The 19754-nt window shown below is 65.2% G+C and carries 20 protein-coding genes; 14 read left to right on the forward strand and 6 right to left on the reverse strand.

All coding sequences use genetic code 11. The annotated features are described in order from the left end of the window. Positions 1-9: 9 nt before the first annotated feature. The 8 genes from GGR40_RS14880 to GGR40_RS14915 all read left to right on the forward strand — a co-directional run bounded on the left by GGR40_RS14880 (position 10) and on the right by GGR40_RS14915 (position 6514). Positions 10-966, forward strand: coding sequence for a Gfo/Idh/MocA family oxidoreductase (locus GGR40_RS14880; RefSeq protein ID WP_429277041.1), 957 nt, complete (start codon positions 10-12; stop codon positions 964-966). 84 nt (positions 967-1050) lie between these two features. Further along, positions 1051-1734: a pentapeptide repeat-containing protein gene (locus tag GGR40_RS14885; protein WP_429277042.1), complete on the forward strand. Its 684-nt coding sequence runs from the start codon at positions 1051-1053 to the stop codon at positions 1732-1734. A gap of 41 nt (positions 1735-1775) precedes the next feature. Beyond that, positions 1776-2423 (forward strand): alpha/beta hydrolase, encoded by a 648-nt coding sequence (locus GGR40_RS14890; protein ID WP_429277043.1) that lies wholly within the window; start codon positions 1776-1778, stop codon positions 2421-2423. A gap of 85 nt (positions 2424-2508) precedes the next feature. Next, on the forward strand, positions 2509-3288 hold the full coding sequence (cobA, locus tag GGR40_RS14895; RefSeq protein WP_429277044.1) for a uroporphyrinogen-III C-methyltransferase: 780 nt from the start codon (positions 2509-2511) through the stop codon (positions 3286-3288). Further along, positions 3285-3581 (forward strand): DUF2849 domain-containing protein, encoded by a 297-nt coding sequence (locus GGR40_RS14900; RefSeq protein ID WP_429277045.1) that lies wholly within the window; start codon positions 3285-3287, stop codon positions 3579-3581. The genes cobA and GGR40_RS14900 overlap by 4 nt, the downstream gene beginning before the upstream one ends. Further along, positions 3581-5215: a nitrite/sulfite reductase gene (locus GGR40_RS14905; RefSeq protein ID WP_429277046.1), complete on the forward strand. Its 1635-nt coding sequence runs from the start codon at positions 3581-3583 to the stop codon at positions 5213-5215. The genes GGR40_RS14900 and GGR40_RS14905 overlap by 1 nt, the downstream gene beginning before the upstream one ends. Next, on the forward strand, positions 5208-5642 hold the full coding sequence (locus tag GGR40_RS14910; RefSeq protein WP_429277047.1) for a DUF934 domain-containing protein: 435 nt from the start codon (positions 5208-5210) through the stop codon (positions 5640-5642). Before GGR40_RS14905 ends, GGR40_RS14910 begins: the two co-directional genes overlap by 8 nt. 53 nt (positions 5643-5695) lie before the next feature. Beyond that, positions 5696-6514: a phosphoadenylyl-sulfate reductase gene (locus GGR40_RS14915; protein ID WP_429277048.1), complete on the forward strand. Its 819-nt coding sequence runs from the start codon at positions 5696-5698 to the stop codon at positions 6512-6514. Between the two features lie 37 nt (positions 6515-6551). Here the strand turns inward: GGR40_RS14915 and GGR40_RS14920 are convergent, their stop codons facing one another. Further along, the gene (locus GGR40_RS14920; RefSeq protein WP_429277049.1) at positions 6552-6893 is read right to left on the reverse strand and encodes a hypothetical protein; all 342 of its coding nucleotides are present in this window, start codon (positions 6891-6893) and stop codon (positions 6552-6554) included. Positions 6894-7079: 186 nt separating this feature from the next. Here GGR40_RS14920 and GGR40_RS14925 point away from each other — a divergent pair, with 186 nt between their 5' ends. Beyond that, positions 7080-8282 carry an MFS transporter gene (locus tag GGR40_RS14925; RefSeq protein WP_429277050.1) on the forward strand — a complete coding sequence of 401 codons (1203 nt, stop codon included), beginning with the start codon at positions 7080-7082 and terminating at the stop codon, positions 8280-8282. Positions 8283-8297: 15 nt separating this feature from the next. Here GGR40_RS14925 and GGR40_RS14930 read toward each other — a convergent pair whose 3' ends face one another. Together GGR40_RS14930 and putA are read right to left on the reverse strand one after the other, a co-directional pair. After that, positions 8298-8834, reverse strand: coding sequence for a dihydrofolate reductase family protein (locus tag GGR40_RS14930; RefSeq protein WP_429277051.1), 537 nt, complete (start codon positions 8832-8834; stop codon positions 8298-8300). Positions 8835-8987: 153 nt separating this feature from the next. After that, on the reverse strand, positions 8988-12596 hold the full coding sequence (putA, locus tag GGR40_RS14935; RefSeq protein ID WP_429277052.1) for a trifunctional transcriptional regulator/proline dehydrogenase/L-glutamate gamma-semialdehyde dehydrogenase: 3609 nt from the start codon (positions 12594-12596) through the stop codon (positions 8988-8990). Between the two features lie 98 nt (positions 12597-12694). Between putA and GGR40_RS14940 the strand changes: the two genes are divergently transcribed. The 3 genes from GGR40_RS14940 (at position 12695) to GGR40_RS14950 (ending at position 15218) form a co-directional block, all read left to right on the forward strand. Further along, complete coding sequence (locus GGR40_RS14940) at positions 12695-13165, forward strand: Lrp/AsnC family transcriptional regulator (RefSeq protein ID WP_429277053.1); 471 nt, start codon at positions 12695-12697, stop codon at positions 13163-13165. 169 nt (positions 13166-13334) lie between these two features. After that, positions 13335-14012, forward strand: coding sequence for a helix-turn-helix domain-containing protein (locus GGR40_RS14945; RefSeq protein WP_429277054.1), 678 nt, complete (start codon positions 13335-13337; stop codon positions 14010-14012). A gap of 294 nt (positions 14013-14306) precedes the next feature. Then, entirely contained in the window at positions 14307-15218 is a 912-nt protein-coding gene (locus GGR40_RS14950; RefSeq protein WP_429277055.1) for a GGDEF domain-containing protein, read from the forward strand. 13 nt (positions 15219-15231) lie between these two features. Here the strand turns inward: GGR40_RS14950 and GGR40_RS14955 are convergent, their stop codons facing one another. From GGR40_RS14955 to fdhD, 3 genes are all read right to left on the reverse strand, one after another. Continuing rightward, positions 15232-15942: a hypothetical protein gene (locus GGR40_RS14955; protein ID WP_429277056.1), complete on the reverse strand. Its 711-nt coding sequence runs from the start codon at positions 15940-15942 to the stop codon at positions 15232-15234. A gap of 6 nt (positions 15943-15948) precedes the next feature. Continuing rightward, complete coding sequence (locus GGR40_RS14960) at positions 15949-17160, reverse strand: toxic anion resistance protein (RefSeq protein WP_429277057.1); 1212 nt, start codon at positions 17158-17160, stop codon at positions 15949-15951. Positions 17161-17235: 75 nt separating this feature from the next. Further along, a complete protein-coding gene (gene fdhD / locus GGR40_RS14965; RefSeq protein WP_429277058.1) occupies positions 17236-18057 on the reverse strand; it encodes a formate dehydrogenase accessory sulfurtransferase FdhD in 822 nt (273 codons plus the stop codon). A 390-nt stretch (positions 18058-18447) separates the two neighbouring features. On the opposite strand from fdhD, the gene accD reads away from it, so the two are divergent. Next, positions 18448-19296, forward strand: coding sequence for an acetyl-CoA carboxylase, carboxyltransferase subunit beta (gene accD, locus GGR40_RS14970; protein WP_429277059.1), 849 nt, complete (start codon positions 18448-18450; stop codon positions 19294-19296). After that, positions 19293-19751, forward strand: coding sequence for an acetyl-CoA carboxylase biotin carboxyl carrier protein (gene accB / locus GGR40_RS14975; RefSeq protein ID WP_429277060.1), 459 nt, complete (start codon positions 19293-19295; stop codon positions 19749-19751). Before accD ends, accB begins: the two co-directional genes overlap by 4 nt. Positions 19752-19754: the final 3 nt, after the last annotated feature.

Consider the following 19754-nt stretch of genomic DNA (forward strand, 5'->3'; position numbering starts at 1 on the left):
GAGAATATCATGCGCATAGCCCTAGTGGGCGCAGGTGCTTTCGGTGAAAAGCACCTCGACGGCCTCAAGAACATCGACGGTGTCGAAATCGCCTCGATCATCAGCCGCCGCGCCGAACAGGCTGCGGAAGTCGCCGCCAGGTACGGCGCGCCGCATTCGGGCACCGAATTGTCCGAAGCGCTGGCCCTGCCCGACGTCGACGCCGTGATCCTGTGCACCCCCACGCAGATGCATGCCGAGCAGGCCATCGCCTGCATGAACGCCGGCAAGCACGTTCAGGTGGAAATCCCGCTGTCAGACAGCTGGGCCGATGCAGAGGCGGTCGTCGCCAAGCAGAAGGAAACCGGCCTTGTCTGCATGGTCGGCCACACGCGCCGCTTCAATCCTTCGCACCAATACGTGCACAACAAGATCGTCGCGGGCGAATTGTCGCTGCAGCAGATGGACGTGCAGACGTACTTCTTCCGCCGCAAGAACATGAACGCCAAGGGCCAGCCGCGTTCATGGACCGACCACTTGCTGTGGCACCACGCCGCGCACACGATCGACCTGTTCGCCTACCAGTCGGGCCGGATCGTCGCCGCCAACGTGCTGCAGGGCCCCAGGCATCCCGACCTTGGCATCGCTCTGGACATGTCCATCCAGCTCAAGGCGGAAACCGGTGCGATCTGCACCCTGTCGCTGTCGTTCAACAACGATGGTCCGCTGGGCACCTTCTTCCGCTACATCGGCGATAACGGCACATACATCGCGCGTTACGACGACCTTGTGAACGGCAAGGAAGAACCCATCGACCTGACCGGCGTGACCGTATCCAACAACGGCATCGAACTGCAGGACCGCGAATTCATCGCCGCCATCCGCGAAGGGCGAGAGCCGAACTCGTCGGTGGGCCAGGTGCTCGACTGCTATCGCGTGATCGGCGAACTGGCCGCCAGCCTCGAAGCGCAGGACGGCTGGAGCTGACGTAAAAAGCATCTGCGGGCCGGTGGTGGCACTGGCCCGCAGATGGCGATGGCGCGCCCGCCTGCAGTAAGATAGGCACGCCTAATGGACGATTTGTTTACGGACAGAACCATCCGCGACCACACCCTCGATCGCGCTGGAGTTCAGGCGCTGGGCGGAACGCAGGTGCTTGTCGGCTGCGATCTGGAGGACGCGGATCTCTCGCGCCTGGACTTGTCCGGATGGACGTTCGAGAACTGCAACCTTCGCCGCGCGGACTTTTCGGGCGCCACCCTTGGCCGCACCACCTGGCGCAGTTGCCGCGGGGCGTTCGCCAACTTCGCCGGGTCCGACCTGTCGGAAGCCAGCTTCGCCAGCAGCGACTTCAACAACGCCACGCTGAAGCGCAGCACGCTGGAAAGTGCGCGATTCGTGCGCTGCAAGCTGACTGGCGCGGATCTTTCTGAAATCCGCGCGATCAGCCTGCACCTTGAAGAGACGCTGCTGATAAACGCGAAGATGACCGGGCGCTCGTTCCGCAAGGCCGATCTGGTCATGATGGACTTCTCGCAATGCGACTTGCGGCAAGGCGATTTTCGCATGGCCACCTTCCGCGATTGCAGCCTGCGCGATGCCATCCTCGACAAGGCCCGCTTCGAAGATGCCGACCTGCGCGGCGCGGATCTGGGCGGCCTGAAGCTTCACGATGCCTCCCGCTTTCGCGGCGCCACCATATCGACTACGCAGGCAGCCCAACTGCTGGGCGAAATCGGCCTGAAAGTGCGCTGAATGCCGGTGAAATTCATGACCATTGCTGCCAAAGGATCGCCATGTCGCTGAACGGCCCCCGCCTTACCCCCTTGTCCGGTTCCGCACCCGACGCGCTTGTCGTGCTGGTCCATGGTTATGGGTCCAACGGTGACGACCTCATCGCGCTGGCGGCGGCAATCCGCCCTGCCCTGCCCAATGCCGCCTTTGTGGCGCCCAATGCACCGGGGCGGTTGCCGAACATGACCGCAGCGTACCAGTGGTGGCCGATCGAAACCTTCTCCATGGCGGAGCGCGCAGCCGGCGCCGCCGCTGCCGCCCCGGTGCTCGATGCCTTCATCACCACCGAACTGGAAGCGGCGGGTCTTACGCCGGACCGGCTGCTGCTGGTCGGGTTCAGCCAGGGCACGATGATGGCACTGCATGTCGGGCTGCGGCGGTCTGACCCGGTGGCAGGTATCGTCGGCATTTCGGGGATGCTGATCTCGCCGGAACGGCTTTCGGCGGAAATCCGCAGCCGGCCACCTGTGCTGCTGGTCCACGGCACGGAGGATGAAGTCGTCCCGTTCCGTTCGATGGACATGGCCTCCACCGCGCTTTCCGCTGCGGGGGTTGCGGTCGAAACTCATGCTTCGGCAGGAACCGGACACACCGTGGCGCCTGACGGCCTTGCCGCCGCCATCGCGTTTGCACGGCGCGTTCTGGGCTGAGTTCGGCCTGCTAAAGCTGCTCTAACTGCCCTCAAAGCCATTTTGACTGGTAACGGAGCAGGTTCGCGCCCATTTGCCCCGAACCATGACCACGAATCCATCCCACACGCCCGCAACGGGAAAAGTGTACCTCGTCGGTGCCGGCCCCGGTGATCCGGACCTGCTGACCCTGCGCGCCGCACGCCTGCTGATGAGCGCGTCGCTGGTGGTGCATGACGGTCTGGTCGATCCTGCGATCCTGTCGATGGCCCGGCCCTCCGCACGCCTCGTCTCCGTGGCCAAGGCCCGTTCGCGCCACACCATGAAACAGGAGGAGATCAACGCTCTTCTCGTTCGCGAAGCGCTGGCGGGAAAGGACGTGGTGCGCCTCAAGGGCGGCGATCCCTTCGTCTTCGGGCGCGGCGGCGAAGAGGCTGAGGCCTGCCGTGCTGCAGGCGTGGCGGTGGAGGTGGTGCCCGGCATCTCGTCCGCGCTGGGCGCGTCGGCAGCGGCGCAGATCCCGCTGACCCACCGCGACCATGCCTCTATCGTCAGCTTCGTGGCGGGCCAGTGCAAGGGCCTGTCCGATCAGGACTGGTCGGGTCTTGCAGGCAAGGGCCGAACTCTGGTGATCTTCATGGGCCTCGCCACCGCCGCGCAGATCACGGAAAAGCTGATTGCCGACGGGCTTGCCCCCGACGTGCCCGTCGCCGTCATCGAAAAGGCGACCCGCGCCGACATGCGGGTGCTGCGCTCTCCTCTGGCGGGCCTGTCGCAACTTGTCGAAAGTCAGAAGGTGCAAAGCCCGGCGCTTATCGTTATCGGCTCGGTGGCCGCTGAAGCGGACAACACCATTCGCGCCGTGGCGCTGGAGGCAGTGAAGTGAAGATCCTGACGGGCAACGACCTGAAAAGCGGCGCCGTCGTGTGGTGGACCGGCCATGGCTGGTCGCTCGACGTGAACGACAGCACCGACGTGGCGGACCATGGCCCCGCCATCATCGCGCGCGAAGAAGGCGCGCAGAACGTGTTCGCGGCCTATGTCGTCGATGGTGAGAAGACCGAGGCAGGCGTGCGCCCCGCGCACATCAAGGAACGCATCCGCGCCTTCGGGCCGACCGTGCGCCTTGACCTGGCTCTCAAGCCGTCCGACCCCGCTGCTCTGAACTGGGTGATCTGATGTACAAGTACGACGAATACGACCAGCAGATGGTCGACACCCGCGTCGCGGAATTTCGCGACCAGGTCCGCCGCCGAATCTCGGGCGACCTGACCGAGGACCAGTTCAAGCCGCTGCGCCTGCAGAACGGCCTGTACCTGCAGCTCCATGCCTACATGCTGCGCGTGGCGGTGCCTTATGGCACCCTTAGCAGCACGCAGATGCACCTGCTGGGCGACATCGCGGACAAGTACGATCGCGGCTACGGCCACTTCACCACGCGCCAGAACATCCAGTACAACTGGATCAAGCTGGAAGAGACGCCCGACATCCTCGCCGAGTTGGCGAAGGTGGAGATGCACGCGATCCAGACCAGCGGCAACTGCATCCGCAACATCAGCGCCGACCAGTTCGCCGGCGCCGCCGCCGACGAGATCGTCGATCCGCGCCCTTATGCGGAACTGCTGCGCCAGTGGTCCAGCTTCCACCCGGAATTCCTGGTGCTGCCGCGCAAGTTCAAGATCGCCGTCATCGCATCCGAAAAGGATCGTGCGGCGATGCGCCTGCACGACATCGGCATCAAGATGGTGAAGAACGACGCAGGAGAGATCGGCGCGCAGTTCTACGCCGGTGGCGGCATGGGCCGCACGCCGATGATCGCGCCGCTGATCCGCGACTTCGTGCCGCTGGACCAGCTGATCACATTCTCCGAAGCCTGCCTGCGCGTCTACAACCGCCACGGTCGCCGCGACAACAAGTACAAGGCGCGCATCAAGATCCTCGTCCACGAACTGGGCCGCGACGAATACGTCCGCCAGGTGGAGGAGGAGTTCGCGCACCTGCTGACGCAGCCGATCGAACCGCCACTGGCGGAGCTTGAGCGGATCAAGGCGCACTTCGTCGATCCCGCGTTCGAGACCGGCCTGTCAGACGACCTTGACTTGTCCGATCCCGACTTCCGCCTCTGGGTGGAACGCAACACAACCGCGCACAAGGCGCCGGGCTACATCATCGCGACAATCAGCCTCAAGCCGGTGGGCGGCATTCCTGGCGACGCTTCCGCCGACCAGATCCGCCTGATGGCCAGGCTGGGTCGCGACTATTCGTTCGACGAACTGCGCGTCACCCATGCGCAGAACATCGTCCTGCCGCATGTGAAGAAGGCGGATCTCTACACCGTCTGGCAGGCGCTGGACGAAGCGGGCCTCGCCACGGCCAACCTCGACACCGTGGGCGACATCATCGCCTGCCCCGGCCTCGACTATTGCAGCCTTGCCAATGCCCGCTCGATCCCGGTCGCGCAGAAGATTTCCGAACGCTTCGGATCGGCGCAGAAGCAGGCCGAGATCGGTGAGCTGAAGCTCAAGATTTCCGGCTGCATCAACGCCTGTGGCCACCACCACGCAGGGCACATCGGCATCCTTGGCGTCGACAAGAAGGGGCTGGAGAACTACCAGCTCCTGTTCGGCGGCAGCGAGGGCGCGGATACCTCGCTCGCCAAGATCATCGGCCCCGGCTTCACCGAGGACGGCGTGGTCGATGCGATCGAAAAGGCAACCGAGGTCTATCTCGCCAACAAGCAGGGCGAGGAGCGCTTCCTCGACACGTACCGCCGTATTGGCATGGACCCCTTCAAGGAGGCGATCTATGGTTGAAGTCCAGTTCCGCTTCCGTGACGACGAAGCCGTCAACGATCCCGCCGTCACCGTGGATGCGTTCTCCGAACAGTCCAACGCCACCGCCGTCCGCATCGAACCGGGCGACGATGCCCGCGTGCTGCTGCCGTACCTCGACCGGATCTCGCTGGTGGAAGTCAACTTCCCGGCATGGACCGACGGGCGCGGCTATTCGGCCGCCCGCATCCTGCGCGAAGCCGGGTACACCGGCGAAGTGCGTGCGGTGGGCGATGTCGTGATCGACATGCTGGGCCATCTCCAGCGCGTCGGTTTCGACGCCTTCGCGCCCGACAAGGCGCTCAACCCCGACGATGCGAAGGCCACCTTCGCGCGCTGGGACAACGTGTACCAGGCGACCGCAGTGGACGGCCGTCAGGCAATCTGGGCGAAGCGGCACCCTGCATAAGCCAGGATCCGCACAAGCCCGGATCAAAGGGGACCACCCCAAGAGGACCGGCGATGTTCCGTACCGAAGCTGACAACCTTGATCGCATCAGGGACCGCATCGACACTTCCGCCCGCTTCACCGAAGCGGACGCGGTGCGTCTCAACCGCCTGTTCCAGGGCATCGACACGAGCGAGATGCTCGAAGCGGTGCTCAAGGAGCGCATGGCGGGCGATGTGGCGATCGTTTCCAGCTTCGGCGCGGAAAGCGCCGTCCTGCTTCATCTGGTTGCCAGCGTCGATCCGGGCGTGCCGGTGCTGTTCCTCGAAACGGGCAAGCACTTTCCGGAAACGCTGGCTTATCGCGACACCCTGATCGCGCGTCTGGGGCTGACCAACCTCGTCAACCTGACGCCTGATGACGCGGAACTGGCGAAAAAGGACGAAAACGGCCTGCGCTGGTCGTTCGATCCGGACGGTTGCTGCGAGATACGCAAAGTAAAGCCGCTGGCAAAGGCGCTGGCGCACTACGACGCGGCGTTCACCGGGCGCAAGTCGTTCCAGAACGCCACCCGTTCACACCTGCCACGCTTCGAGATCGACACCACCGACGCGCAGGGGCGCCTCAAGATCAATCCGCTGATCGACTGGTCGGCAGAGCGTCTGGCCGCCTACATCGCCGAGCACGACCTGCCGCCGCACCCGCTGGTGGCGGAAGGCTACCCGTCCATCGGCTGCATGCCCTGCACCAGCAAGGTGGCGCCGGGCGAAGATCCGCGCTCCGGCCGCTGGAAGGGCTGGGACAAGACCGAATGCGGCATCCACGTTCCGGGCAGCGACGATAAGGGCGGTCCCGCCAGCGAACTGCCGCCGGAATTCGACCCGGTGTTCTGAGGCGGGCGACCGCGTTTGCGTCAAGCACCCCTGTCGCTCAGCGCTGCTTCCTGGTGATCGCTGCGTTAAAGTCGGGATCCTTCTTCGCCACCCAGTCCACGAACTTTCGCACGTTGGGGTTGTCCAACAGCCCCTGCACATCCATGCCGTGGCGCTGCAGTTCGGAATTGGTGAAGTTCGCGATCAGCGTCTGCTGACAGATCGGATGCATCGGCACCACGTCGCGCCCGCCCCGGCTTTTCGGCACGGGGTGATGCCAGACGATGGTCTGCCCGGTCGGCCTGCCGCAAAGCCAGCAGGCGACGGGTTCCGCCGGCACGTCCTCTTCCTCGTGGGAGAGGTCTGCGAAAGCGCCGTGCCGAGAATATTTACGGGCCATGGGTCTGCCTGATCTGCCTTGCAATACCCAGGCGCCCTACAGCGCCTGCTCTTGTTCCGCCATAGCAATCGCAGTCGCCGTGCTCTGCATATAGCCATGATGCAGTTTATTCATGGCAGCGTTGCAGAATTTGCACATTTCCATGCGTAGCGAAAAATGGCGAATGTTGCTATGTTGCGACGCAACATGACTCAGCCACAATCCGCTTCCTCGCGCGCTACTCATCCTGCGCTCGTCATCCTTGCGCTTGCGATGGGTGCGTTTGCAATCGGCACCACCGAATTTGCAGCGATGAGCCTCGTCCCGTTCTTCGCCCGCGATCTGGGCCTGACCGAGCCCCAGGCCGGCCACGCCATCAGCGCCTATGCACTGGGCGTTGTGGTCGGTGCCCCGATCATCGCCGTGCTGGCAGCCAAGATAGAACGCCGCCGCCTGCTGATCGGCCTGATGGCCTTGTTTGCAGTCGGCAACGGGATTTCGTCGCTCGCGGCAAGTTACCCGCTGCTGCTGGTGTGCCGGTTCATCAGCGGATTGCCGCACGGCGCCTACTTCGGCATCGCCGCGCTGGTTGCCGCGTCGATGGTGCCGTCCAACAAGCGCGCGCAATCGGTGGCGATGGTGATGTCCGGCCTGACCGTGGCGACGATCATCGGCGTTCCGGCTGCCAACTGGCTGGGGCAGGTCATGGGATGGCGCAGCGGCTTTGCCGTTGTGTCCGGCCTTGCGATCATCACGATGGCGCTGGTCGCGCTCTACGCCCCGCACCAACCCGCGGATGAGAACGCCAGCCCCTTGCGTGAACTGGGCGCGCTACGCAGCCCGCAGGTGTTGCTGACGCTGCTGACCGGCGCGATCGGCTTCGGCGGGTTGTTCTGCGTCTACACGTATGTCGCCTCGACCATGCTCGAAGTTACGCATGTGTCCGAACGGCTGGTGCCGCTGGTCCTCGCGATCTTCGGCGTTGGCATGACCGTGGGCAACCTGTTCTGGGCCTGGATGGCCGACCGCCAGCAGAACCGCGCGGCCATTGCGGCACTGCTGTTCAGCGCGGCATCGCTGGCGCTGTTCCCGCTGATGGCTGGCAATATCTGGACGCTGTCGGTCAACGTGCTGCTGATCGGCTTCAGCGGCGGCCTTGGCACCGTGCTGCAGACCCGCCTGATGGACGTGGCTGGCGAGGCGCAGGCGCTGGCCGCAGCAGCGCACCACAGCGCGTTCAACACCGCCAACGCCATCGGTCCGTGGCTTGGCGGCATGGCGATTGCAGGGGGTTACGGCCTGACGTCCACCGGCTGGATCGGTTCGGGACTGGCGCTAGGCGGCCTTGCGGTGTTCCTGGTCACCATCTCGCTGCACAGGCGGCAGACGCTGGACGCCTGCCCCGCATAAGCGGCGGGCGGGCGATCAGGCGCCGTGCCTGCGTTCCAGATGCATGTGCACGGCGTCGGCCGTGGTATCGAGCCCCGACACGAAGTAGTTCTCCACCGGGATGCCGTCGTCGAATAGCGGATCGCCGCGGCCCAGCGTGCGGGACACCACCCGCAACCAGATCTCGGCCGCCTCGCCCGAGCGAAGGGCCGCCTTGATGGCGCCTGCCTCGCCCACGACCAGTACGGCACGGTCTCCCGCTGCCGCCTGCGCTTCGGCGAAGGCCTGCGCGTAAGTGCCGACGAACCGCACGGTTGCGGATGGCAGGAACTCCGATGGACTGTCAGCCACGACGAAGATCGGGGTACCGGGAGGATAGGCTTCGGCAATCCAGTCCGCATCGTCGGACAGGCCCAGTGCGCGCCGGCCCATGACCACTGCCCCGCATGCCGAGTTCAGCATCCCGGAAAGACCCGCGCCATGCAACTCGGCGTTGCGCAGCACGCTTCTTCCACGAGCATCGGCCCAATAGCCATCCAGGCTGGAGGCGGCATCGACGATCAGTCTGCCCATAGGTTCTACTCCCGCCTGCATTGTAGTTGAATGCGGTGTGGTCGCAACGAAGCAATACTGAACTTTGACCCCCGGTTTCTCCTATTCGGCTGGGTTGTTGCCCGTTTGCGACAGCCAGAGCGCGACTCACAACCCTTGCGTAGTTTCCGCAGGTTAGCCGATCATCATCAGGCTGGCATTGCCCCCGGCAGCAGTCGTGTTCACCGATATGGAGACTTCTTCCAGCAGCCACACATGGTTGGCCCCCATCCCCTCACCGCTCCAGACATGCACCGGCACGATCGGGCCGTCCATCCCGGCTACCGAGTCGCAGGCCGCCCGCACCGCCGCTGCATCTCCTTCGACAAGGCAGGCGGCAAAGGATTCGGACGGATCGGGCCGGAACGCTGCCGCGATCGCAGTGGGCAAACCGTCCGGCAGGGCCATGCCTTCCACGCTGCCCCGATTGCCCGTGGCCAGCACCGCCGCCATCTGGCCAAGCAGGCCAGCGCGTGTCGCGGGGCGCAGCAGAACGCGGCCGCGCGGGTGCAGGGCATAGAGATTGCGTTCGCCAACCGGCCCCGGCAGCAGCAGCTCCAGTCCCAGCGCCGAAGTCGCGCCCATCATCCGCGCCTGCTGCGCGGCTTCGCCCTCACCCGCCTTGTCGAGCCAGTCTGCGAACGCCGTCAGGATCGCAGGCGATGTTCCCGGGCTCAGCACTTCCGGGGCCTGCGTGGTCAGCCGCCCGAGATAGATCGGGCCGCCCGCCTTCGGCCCGGTGCCCGAAAGCCCGCGTCCGCCGAACGGTTGCACGCCGACGATGGCGCCGATGGTGTTGCGATTGACGTAGAGGTTGCCCGCGCGCACGGCGCCGGTCACCCGCGCCACCGTCTCGTCAAGGCGGGTATGCAGGCCGAAAGTCAGGCCATAGCCCGTCGCATTGATGCTATCGACGAGCGCCTCCAGCCCGTCACGGCGGAACCGGACAACGTGCAGGACCGGGCCGAACACCTCGCGCTCAAGCTGGTCGATGCCGCCGATCTCGATGATGGTGGGGGCCACGAAGGTGCCCGCCTCTGCCGCTTTGCCCGGAGCCACCTGCTCCACGGTGCAACCGCGCGCGCGCATCGTCTCGATGTGGCGCACGATGTTGGCCTGCGCCTCTGCGGTGATGACGGGGCCGATGTCCACCGCCAGCCGGTCCGGATTGCCCACCCGAAGTTCCGCCAGCGCGCCCTTGAGCATGGCCAGCGTGCGGTCGGCGATATCCTCCTGCAGGCACAGCACGCGCAGTGCCGAGCAACGCTGACCGGCGCTGTCGAAGGCGGAAGCAATGACGTCCGCCACGACCTGCTCGGCCAAGGCAGAACTGTCCACGACCATCGCGTTCTGCCCGCCCGTCTCGGCAATCAGCGGGATCGGGCGGCCCAGGGGGGACAGGCGCGTCGCCAGCTGGCGCTGGATCAGCCGTGCCACTTCGGTCGATCCGGTAAACATCACTGCCGCCGTCTGCGGGGCCGCCACCAGCGCGGCGCCAAGCTCGCCGCCGCCGGGCATGAACTGCAGCGCGTCGGCGGGAACGCCCGCCTCATGCAGCATTCGCACCGCCTCCGCAGCGATCAGCGGGGTTTCCTCAGCAGGCTTGGCGAGCACGGGGTTGCCTGCGACAAGCGCAGCGGCCACCTGCCCGGCGAAGATCGCCAGCGGGAAATTCCACGGACTGATGCATACCACCGGGCCAAGCGGCCCCTGCTCCGTCCCGAATGTGTCGCGGGCCTGCTGGGCGTAATAGCGCAGGAAATCGATGGCTTCGCGCACTTCGGCAACGGCGTTGGCGGCGGACTTGCCCGCTTCGCGCATGGCCAGCCCCATCAGCACCGGCATGCGGTCCTGCATGAGGTCGGCGGCGCGTTCGAGCATCGCCGCGCGGGCCGATACCGGCACGCTGCCCCAGCCAGACGCGGCGGCAATCGCCACGACGGCGGCAGCGCTTTGCGGGGCGGCTTCGGTCACCATGCCCACGACGTCGTGGTGGTCGGCAGGGTTGCGCACGGGGCGCTCCACGCCTTCGCCGCCTGCGGGAGCGGCGCGCCATGCCGTCGCTGCGCTGTCCTGCAGCGCCTGTGCCAGTGCGGCCAGTTCACGCTCGTCCGTCAGGTCGATGCCGTCGGAATTGCGGCGGTCGGGATAGAGGCCGGCGGGCGCGGCGATCAGATCATGCCGGGCGCCGGGGGCAGGCATCGCCCGCACCACTTCCACCGGATCGGCGACCATCGATCCCACCGGTACCTCCGGGTCCGCGATGCGGTTGACGAACGAGGAGTTCGCGCCGTTCTCCAGCAGGCGGCGCACGAGATAGGCCAGCAGCGTCTCATGGGTGCCGACCGGCGCGTAGATGCGGCACGGGCGATCGAGCCGATCCGCGCCGACTACCTGCGAATACAGCGGCTCACCCATGCCGTGCAGGCACTGGAACTCGTACTGGCCCACGGCAAAGTCCGGCCCCGCCAGATGATAGATCGTCGCCAGCGTCTGCGCATTGTGCGTGGCGAACTGCGGGAACACCGCATCCGGCGCGTCCAGCAGCTTGCGGGCGCAGGCGACATAGGCAACGTCGGTATGGACCTTGCGGGTGTAGACCGGGAAATCGGCCAGCCCGTCCACCTGTGCGCGCTTGATCTCGGCGTCCCAGTAGGCGCCCTTGACCAGTCGCACCATCATCCGCCGCCCGGCCCGCCGCGCCAGATCGACGATCCAGTCGATCACGAACGGGCAGCGCTTGCCATAGGCCTGGATGACGAAGCCCAGCCCGTCCCACCCGGCAAGGTCGGGGTCGAGCGCCAGGCTTTCCAGCAGGTCCAGCGACAGTTCCAGCCGGTCGGCCTCCTCGGCGTCGATGTTGAAGCCGATGTCGTAGCCGCGCGCCAGCACCGCCAGCGCTTTCACATCGGGCAGCAGTTCGCCCATCACCCGGTCCGCCTGCGCGCGGGCATAGCGGGGGTGAAGCGCCGACAGCTTGATGGAGATGCCCGGCCCCCGGTAGACGCCACGGCCCGCCGCCGCCTTGCCGATGGCATGGATGGCGTTCTCGTAATCGGCGTAGTAGCGGCGCGCGTCGGCGGCGGTAGTGGCCGCTTCGCCCAACATGTCGTAGCTGTAGCGAAAGCCCTTCGCCTCCAGTTCGCGCGAACGTTTCACCGCTTCGTCGATGGTTTCGCCGGTGACGAACTGTTCGCCCATCATCCGCATGGCAAGGTCCACGCCGCGGCGGATCACCGGCTCTCCGGCACGAGCGATGAGGCGGGTCAACGCGGCGCCAAGGCCCCGGTTGTCCACCGCGCCGTCGACCGACCCCACCAGCTTGCCGGTGACGACCAGCCCCCAGGTGGCGGCGTTGACGAACAGCGATTTGCCACCACCCAGGTGCGATCCCCAGTCGCCGTCGGCGATCTTGTCACGGATGAGAGCATCGCGCGTGGCATGATCGGGAATGCGTAGCAGCGCTTCGGCCAAGCACATCAGGGCGACGCCCTCCTGACTGGACAGCGCATATTCCTGCACCAGACCTTCGACCCCGGTGCCCTTGTGATTGGCGCGCAGCGCTGTGACGAGCGCCGTCGCCGTTGCGCGCACGGCGTTGCGGGTGCCGTCGTCCAGCGTTGCGGCATCCAGCAGCGGGGCAAGACACTGCGCCTCGTCCCGGCGGCGCGCGTCGGCAACGGCATGACGCAGCGGCGTCAGCGGGCGAATGGCGGGGGCGAAAGCGGCGAAGGGCGTGGACATGACGGCATGATATGCGATTCGCGCTTGCCAATCTGCCTTTTCAGAACGACGAATGGGGCCACTACGACTTATTTTCCAAGATCCTGTAGGTAAAGCGGATGGCAAAGAGCGCACAATCGGTCGAAATCGACGAGCTTGACCGCAAAATCATCGCAATCGTGCGGGTTGACGGGCGCATCACCGTAACCGACCTTGCCAAGGCTGTCGGCATGTCGAAGACCCCGTGCCAGGTGCGGCTGCGGCGACTGATCGAAACCGGCGTCATCCGCGGCTTTCGGGCCATTGTAGACCCCGCAAGCCTTGGCCTCGACCATGTCGCATTCGCCGAGGTCAAGCTGTCCGACACGCGGGAAAGCGCGCTGATAGAGTTCAACCGCGCCGTGCGCCGCATTCCCGAGGTCGAGGAATGCCACATGATCGCCAGCAGCTTCGACTACCTGCTCAAGGTGCGGACAGCCGATATTCGCCGCTATCGCATGGTGCTGGGCGAAAAGATCTCCAGCCTGCCCCATGTCGCCAGCACATCCACCTTCGTGGCGATGGAAACGGTGAAGGACGCGGTCAGCTAACGCCGGACCGGGATCGACATCGGCTGGCGAGGCGGAATCGTCTGGTCCCATCGACTTGCGGGATTCCTCCCAACCTGCGCGGCAACCGAATGAGTTGACGTCCTGCGATGCCACTAACCGAATTTTAACCGAACTAGTGGACGTTTGCGCCACCATAGGGAGGCGCACGATGCCCATAGCGGCCCATTTTGAAGCGAACGATGCTGCGGGACAGCCACGTGCCGAACGTCGGCGCCTTTTGCTGGAGACGCAAGGCTCTCTGCAATCGGGCGTTTCGACGCAGGTCGTGCTGCATAATTTCTCGGAAACCGGCGTACTGCTGGAAAGCGACGTCGATCTGGAGATCGGCGAGACGCTGGAGCTTGACCTCCCCGATGCCATTCACACACGGGCTCGGGTGATCTGGGCCAGCGGCAAGCTTTATGGCTGCGCTTTCGAAACGCCGATCCCAAGCGCCACCTTGCGCGCGGCCCAGCTGCGCAGCGCGGTCCAGACCGAACTGGGCCTTGCCGCAGCGCCAACGCCCGCCGGCCCCAGCGCCATCGGCGGGGAGAGCCTTGGTGAACGCCTGCATCGCCTGCGCAAGCTGCGCGGGTTGACTCAGGGCGAACTCGCCAGCCGGTTGGGCGTCAGCAAGCCCACGGTATGGGCATGGGAGCAGGGCCGCGCCCGCCCGATCGAAGAACGCATCGACGCGATCGCCGCCGCGCTTGGTGTCGATGCTTCGGAACTGCGCCCCAGCCGCACCGTGCCCGGTCTGACGGATCTCATTTCCCGATGCCGCGAACAGATTGCAGCCGCAGTGGAAACCACGCCGGACAAAGTGCGGATCATGATCGAGTTGTGATTGCGTCGATTTCCCGGTTGTTGATGAGCGATGATTTCTTGCCGGTTTCTAGAAACCGAATGACGCCTGCCGCAGTTGACCCACTAAATCCGGACCGTCGTAAATAAATCATCAACCATCATTCGCGTATAATTATTAGCTAACAAAGTATATTGTTGGCGTTAACGCGTTATAAATGGTTAACGATATTAATTTTATCGCCCGAGTGTTCTATTGAACGACTCGTCGCGGATTCGAAGTGGTTTTGTGGACCGCTGAAGGACAGGTCGAAACAGGCATCCGGGAACAGTCGTCATGGGCATGAACTTCACATTCCAGGAAAGCTCGGTGCTCTACGGCATGCTGGCCGAGAGTGCGACGGACGTCATCCTCAAGACCGATCCCAAGGGCTTCATCGTCCACGCAACATCCGGGATGAGCGAACTCGGCCCGCGTGACGGTGCGCGCGAAACCGCCGGGCTGGTCGGCCCGCACCTGCTGGACATCGTGGCGCCTGAAGCCAAGCAGCAGATTTCCAGGGCGCACGCGCGCGCCATGGCCGGCGAGGATGTGGACTGGATCGAATTTCCCGCCGTAACGCACGACGAGCGCAAGCGCTGGTTCGAGATCCGGCTGCGCGCGTTGCTGCGGCACGACGGCGCGCCCTACGGCGTGCTGGGCATCATGCGCAACCTCGACGAACTGCGTAGCCTGAGCGAGCGCCTGTTCAGTGCGACTTATACCGATCCTCTCACCGGCCTGACCAACCGCACCGCCTTCGTCTCAATGCTCGACCACATGATCGAGGCGGAGATGGATGGCTGTCTGGCGCTGTTCAGCATCGACTTCTTCCGCACCATCAACATGCAGTACGGTCAGAGCGTGGGCGATGACGTGCTGCGCGTCTTCGCCGATCTCCTGCGCGAACTGCTGCGCAGCGAAGACATCATATCGCGCATCGGGTCGGAGCGGTTCGCCGTGATCCTCCCGCGGGTGACCGCCGCCGAGGCCGAAGGCATCTGCCGCCGCGTCGTCACCACGCTGGCGGAACTCAAGCAGACGGTGGTCGACGGCAGCTTTGCGATGACCGCCAGCGGCAGCGTGGCCCGGATCGGCACCAGTCTGGATTCGACTATCGAACGAGCGGAAATGGCGCTGTTCGTCGCCAAGGCGAAGGGCCGCAACCGGCTGGAAATGGAGAAGCCGGTCCGACTGGCGGTAGGCTGACTACCTTCCGCCATCACTCCCGGTCGAGATACTTCACTTCCAGAAACCGCCCGCGCGTGGCCAGCGCATCGACGTCGTTGCGAGACAAGTCCTCGCTCATCGCCTCGATCTGGTCGGCGATGACGCACAGCCCGTCCACCAGCTGTTCCGACGGCGATGTACCACCCGCGCCTGCACGTCCACGCAGCTGCGCCGGGATGCGGGTGTAGCTGTTGACCATTTCCGGCAGGTGCTCGGTCAGCAGCTTGCGCACTTCTCGCGCCGCCGGGCCACGCTCGTCGAGCACGGCAAGCTGCGGCGCCAGCTGTTCAAGTCGTACGCCGATCATGTCCACCGCATCGACGGCAGCGTTGGGCAGCGCCTTGCGCCTGCCTTCCAGCCAGAGCTCGGTCGATCCGGCCAGTTCGGGCAGGCTGGCCGTGTTCAGATCCTCCACGTGTGTGCGCGGCGTCGCCGGGAAGATCGACAGCACCGTGAACACCGCCAGCCCCAGCAGGAACGTCAGCAGGCTAGCCGTGAAGGAAACCCCGCCCAGCACCAGCGCCGCCACCAGCCCCGCGACATAGATGCCCGCCATCGCCAGAAAGGCGCGGCGCAGGCGGCGCATGCGAAAGCGCCACTGCTCCTTGCGCGCGTTGTAGATGCGCGCGGCCCGCTGACGGCGGGCGGCACGCACGATCTCCTGCGACACGCGCTGCGAAGTCCTGGCCGGAACCTGTGCCATCGTCGCTTAGTCCAGCGCCTCCAGCAAGGTCTTCGCGGCGGTATCGTCGCCCGCCGCCAGACCTTCGGACTGACCCTGTGCACGGGCGATGTACGCCTTGGACTTGCCGATCTCCCCTTCGAGCGAAGTGACCGTCTGCTTCATCGAATCGAGCGCCTTCAGCTTGAAGGTATCGATGGAATCCATCGTGTCGTAGATGTTCTGGAATGCGCGGCTCAGCGTCTCCAGCGGGATCGTGGAGTTGGCCGCCTGCTCGTGGATGCGCGCGGTGTTGTCCTTGAGCATCTGGCCAGTGCCGTCGATGATGTTCGCCGTCGTCGTGTTGAGCGCGGTGATCTGGTCCAGCACCAGCTTCTGGTTCGCCATCGCCTGCGCCACCGTGACCGCCGTACGCAGCGCGCCGACGGTGGTGGTCGAAGCACGGTCCACGCCCTTCACCAGTTCGACGTTGTTCTTCTTGACCAGATCCAGCGCGAGATAGCCCTGCACCGATACCGCCATCTGCGTCAGCAGATCCTGCGTGCGCTGGCGGACGTAGAACAGAGCCGATTCGCGGATGGCCTTGGCCTTTGCCGGGTCGGTGTGGTCAAGGTCGTTCGCCTTGTCCTCCAGCGCCTGATCCAGCGTGCGGGCCATGTGGATCATCTGTTCCAGCTTGCCCATGGCGGCCCACAGGTTCTGGCGTTCGACGTCGATGGCAGCATTGTCCATCAGCAGTTCGTCCTTGCCGCCCTGCAGGCGCGCCAGGATCGCGCTGATGTGGCCCTGCGCGCTCTGATAGCCGTCAAAATAGTTCTTCAACTTGTTGCCGAAGGGGATCACGCCGAAGATCTTGCGCGGCTCCAGCAGCTTGCCCTTGCGGCTGGGGTCGAGATCCTCGACCGTGCGGCGCAGTTCGGCCAGATCGGCGCCGACGCCCGCGTCCTTGTCCATCGCCCGAACCGGACGGTCGAGGAAGCGGTTGGAGTGGCTGGAGGCGTCGGAAATCTCCTTGCGCCCCATGTTGGTGATCTGGTCCACCTTGCGGCCGAACTCGGGCGAAGCGGCGTCCTGCGAAACGAGGTCGTCGACAAACTCCGCCACGCGCACCTGCAGCTTCGACTTGGCCTCATCCCCGATGGCGACGAGGCCCGCTGCACGCTCGGGCGCGACAGTGGGCACCGGATCGGGCGGAGTGAGCTTGAGTTCGCCAGCAGTGTCAGTCGTGGCCGTAGCCATGTGGAAATCCTCGTGAAAACCCGGTTGGCTGCGAACTTATGTGCGGCCCGGCTTCTCTGCAAGGAGAACCGCCCCTCAGCCTTCGACGAACGGCTGACCGGGATCGACCATGAGCATGGAATCGTCACGCGCCACCACTGCCAGCGCCAGCCCTGCGGCCTGCGCCCGCCGCACGGCCAGATCGGTGGGGGCGGAGATCGTCACCAGCAGCGGGCACCCGGCGCGCACCGTCTTTTCCACCAGTTCGTAGGAGCAGCGCGAGGTCATGACGATGAAGCCCTGCGCCGGATCGATCCCGGCACGGGCCAGCGCGCCGACCAGCTTGTCCAGTGCGTTGTGCCGTCCCACATCCTCGCGCAGGGCCAGCACCTCGCCGTTCTCGGAGCAAAACGCGGCGGCGTGGGTGGCGCGGGTGCGGCGGCCCAGTGCCTGCCCTTCGCGCATGGCGTCCAGCGCGCGGCGGATCGCCTGCGGGCGGGCCTCGGACCGGCGCGCCAGCGGCGGCAGCGGACGCAGAGCGGCTTCCACGCCCTCGATCCCGCAGATGCCGCACGAACTGTCCCCCACCCGCCGCCGCGCCCGCTCCACGATCGGGCCGAGCCGTTCGGGCGGCAGGTTCACGCGCGCGACGTAGCCGGTGCCCCACTGCGGATCGCTGGTGGCGTGGAGGGCCACTTCGCTCACTTCGGATGCGTCTGCCAGCCCTTCCGCCATCAGGAAGCCGGTCACGAAGTCCTCCAGCGCCAGCGGCGTCGCCATCATCACGGCATAGGCGATGCCGTTGGTCTCGATCGCGATCGGCGCCTCCACCGGGACATCGAAGGGGAAGGCGTCGCCCGGTGCATCCTCGTAGGCATCACGGCGCACGGAGATGGCCGCGAATCCGGCATTGTTCATATGTATATCCTCGTCGTCCCGGACCTGATCCGGGACCGCTGGCCGTGGCCCACTTTGCCTCTCAGATAGGCGGGTAGCCGTCAGGAACCACCTAAAGACCGCTAACGGTTCCGGATCAAGTCCGGGACGACGTAAAAGCTTCAAGCATTTGTTTTATGGTCGTTATTCTGCATAACTCATCGCTCGCCCCCGCCCGCTTGCAACCCACTTGCCCACAGGCTGAGGCGAATTGGCTTGCGACCTTTGCGCGGATTCCTCTAATGGGCGCGCCTCATACGGCTCCGGCACATTTTCCGGGTCGCTGCCGTATGCGCACGAGACGCGCCGAAACTAAAGGGGAAAAGGCCAGTCTCGAAGGCCCTTTTTCCACGAAGATTGGTACGAAATCGAATGAGTTGGCTCAGCAAGGTCCGCAATTCCATATCGAGCCTCGCCAAGCGCGATACGCCCGATGACCTCTGGATGAAGTGCCCGAGCTGCGGCGAGATGCTCTTCATCAAGGAATTCGAGGCCAATCTTTCGGTCTGCCCCAAGTGCGAGCATCACGGCCGCATCGGCGCCAAGGCGCGCTTCGACCTGCTGCTGGACGCCGGCTACTCGGTCCTGCCTACCCCCAAGGTGCCTGAGAACCCGCTGAATTTCCGCGATACCAAGAAGTATCCCGACCGTCTCAAGGCCGCCCGCGCCACCAACCCCTATCCCGATGCGCTGACTAACGCATACGGTGCCGTCAATGGCGCCAGGGCCGTGCTGGGCGTGCAGGACTTTAAGTTCATGGGCGGCTCGATGGGCATGGCCGTGGGCGAAGCCTTCGTGGCCGGCGTGGAAAAGGCGATCGCTGAAAAGTGCGCCTACGTCATCGTCACTGCCGCCGGCGGTGCGCGCATGCAGGAGGGCATCCTGTCCCTCATGCAGATGCCCAAGACCACCGTCGCCACCCGCCGCCTCGCCGCAGCGGGCCTGCCCTATATCGTCGTCCTGACCGATCCCACCACCGGCGGCGTCACCGCCAGCTACGCCATGCTTGGCGATGTGCAGATCGCGGAACCCGGCGCGCTCATCGGCTTTGCCGGCCAGCGCGTGATCCAGGACACCATCCGAGAAAAACTGCCCGACGGCTTCCAGCGCGCCGAGTACCTCCATGCCCACGGCATGGTGGACATGGTGGTCCACCGCAAGGACCTGAAAGACACACTGGCAACGCTGCTCGGTTATCTTGCACGAAAGGAAGTCGCGTGAATATCGATAGCGCCCTGGTTCGCGAACTCGCCGAACTGCTGGCCGACACCGGCCTGACCGAGATCGAGGTCGAGGATGGCGATCGTAAGATCCGCGTCTCGCGCCAGATGGTCCAGCAGATGGCCGCCACGCTGCCGCCGGTCGGCTACGCCCCCGCCCCGGCTGCCGCCGCCGCGCCCGTGGCCGCCGAAGCTGCGCCTGCCGCTGCCGCCGCTGCTCCGGTCGATGCCGTGAAGTCGCCGATGGTCGGCACCGTCTACCTCGCCGCGGAGCCGGGTGCGCCCGATTTCATCTCGGTCGGCAAGACCGTGAAGGCCGGCGACGTCCTGCTCATCGTCGAGGCGATGAAGGTCATGAACCAGATCGTCGCACCCAAGGCCGGCACCGTCACCGCCATCCTCGTCGACAACCAGCAGCCGGTCGAATTCGACCAGCCGCTCGTCGTGATCGGCTGAGAG

The organism is Novosphingobium gossypii (assembly GCF_050433305.1).
GTDB lineage: Bacteria > Pseudomonadota > Alphaproteobacteria > Sphingomonadales > Sphingomonadaceae > Novosphingobium > Novosphingobium gossypii.

Coding starts and splice junctions, on each gene's coding strand:
- GGR40_RS14880 (WP_429277041.1), top strand. CDS start 10: ATGCGCATAGCCCTAGTGGGCGCAGGTGCTTTCGGTGAAAAGCACCTC.
- GGR40_RS14885 (WP_429277042.1), top strand. CDS start 1,051: ATGGACGATTTGTTTACGGACAGAACCATCCGCGACCACACCCTCGAT.
- GGR40_RS14890 (WP_429277043.1), top strand. CDS start 1,776: ATGTCGCTGAACGGCCCCCGCCTTACCCCCTTGTCCGGTTCCGCACCC.
- cobA (WP_429277044.1), top strand. CDS start 2,509: ATGACCACGAATCCATCCCACACGCCCGCAACGGGAAAAGTGTACCTC.
- GGR40_RS14905 (WP_429277046.1), top strand. CDS start 3,581: ATGTACAAGTACGACGAATACGACCAGCAGATGGTCGACACCCGCGTC.
- GGR40_RS14910 (WP_429277047.1), top strand. CDS start 5,208: ATGGTTGAAGTCCAGTTCCGCTTCCGTGACGACGAAGCCGTCAACGAT.
- GGR40_RS14915 (WP_429277048.1), top strand. CDS start 5,696: ATGTTCCGTACCGAAGCTGACAACCTTGATCGCATCAGGGACCGCATC.
- GGR40_RS14920 (WP_429277049.1), bottom strand. CDS start 6,893: ATGGCCCGTAAATATTCTCGGCACGGCGCTTTCGCAGACCTCTCCCAC.
- GGR40_RS14925 (WP_429277050.1), top strand. CDS start 7,080: ATGACTCAGCCACAATCCGCTTCCTCGCGCGCTACTCATCCTGCGCTC.
- GGR40_RS14930 (WP_429277051.1), bottom strand. CDS start 8,834: ATGGGCAGACTGATCGTCGATGCCGCCTCCAGCCTGGATGGCTATTGG.
- putA (WP_429277052.1), bottom strand. CDS start 12,596: ATGTCCACGCCCTTCGCCGCTTTCGCCCCCGCCATTCGCCCGCTGACG.
- GGR40_RS14940 (WP_429277053.1), top strand. CDS start 12,695: ATGGCAAAGAGCGCACAATCGGTCGAAATCGACGAGCTTGACCGCAAA.
- GGR40_RS14945 (WP_429277054.1), top strand. CDS start 13,335: ATGCCCATAGCGGCCCATTTTGAAGCGAACGATGCTGCGGGACAGCCA.
- GGR40_RS14950 (WP_429277055.1), top strand. CDS start 14,307: ATGGGCATGAACTTCACATTCCAGGAAAGCTCGGTGCTCTACGGCATG.
- GGR40_RS14955 (WP_429277056.1), bottom strand. CDS start 15,942: ATGGCACAGGTTCCGGCCAGGACTTCGCAGCGCGTGTCGCAGGAGATC.
- GGR40_RS14960 (WP_429277057.1), bottom strand. CDS start 17,160: ATGGCTACGGCCACGACTGACACTGCTGGCGAACTCAAGCTCACTCCG.
- fdhD (WP_429277058.1), bottom strand. CDS start 18,057: ATGAACAATGCCGGATTCGCGGCCATCTCCGTGCGCCGTGATGCCTAC.
- accD (WP_429277059.1), top strand. CDS start 18,448: ATGAGTTGGCTCAGCAAGGTCCGCAATTCCATATCGAGCCTCGCCAAG.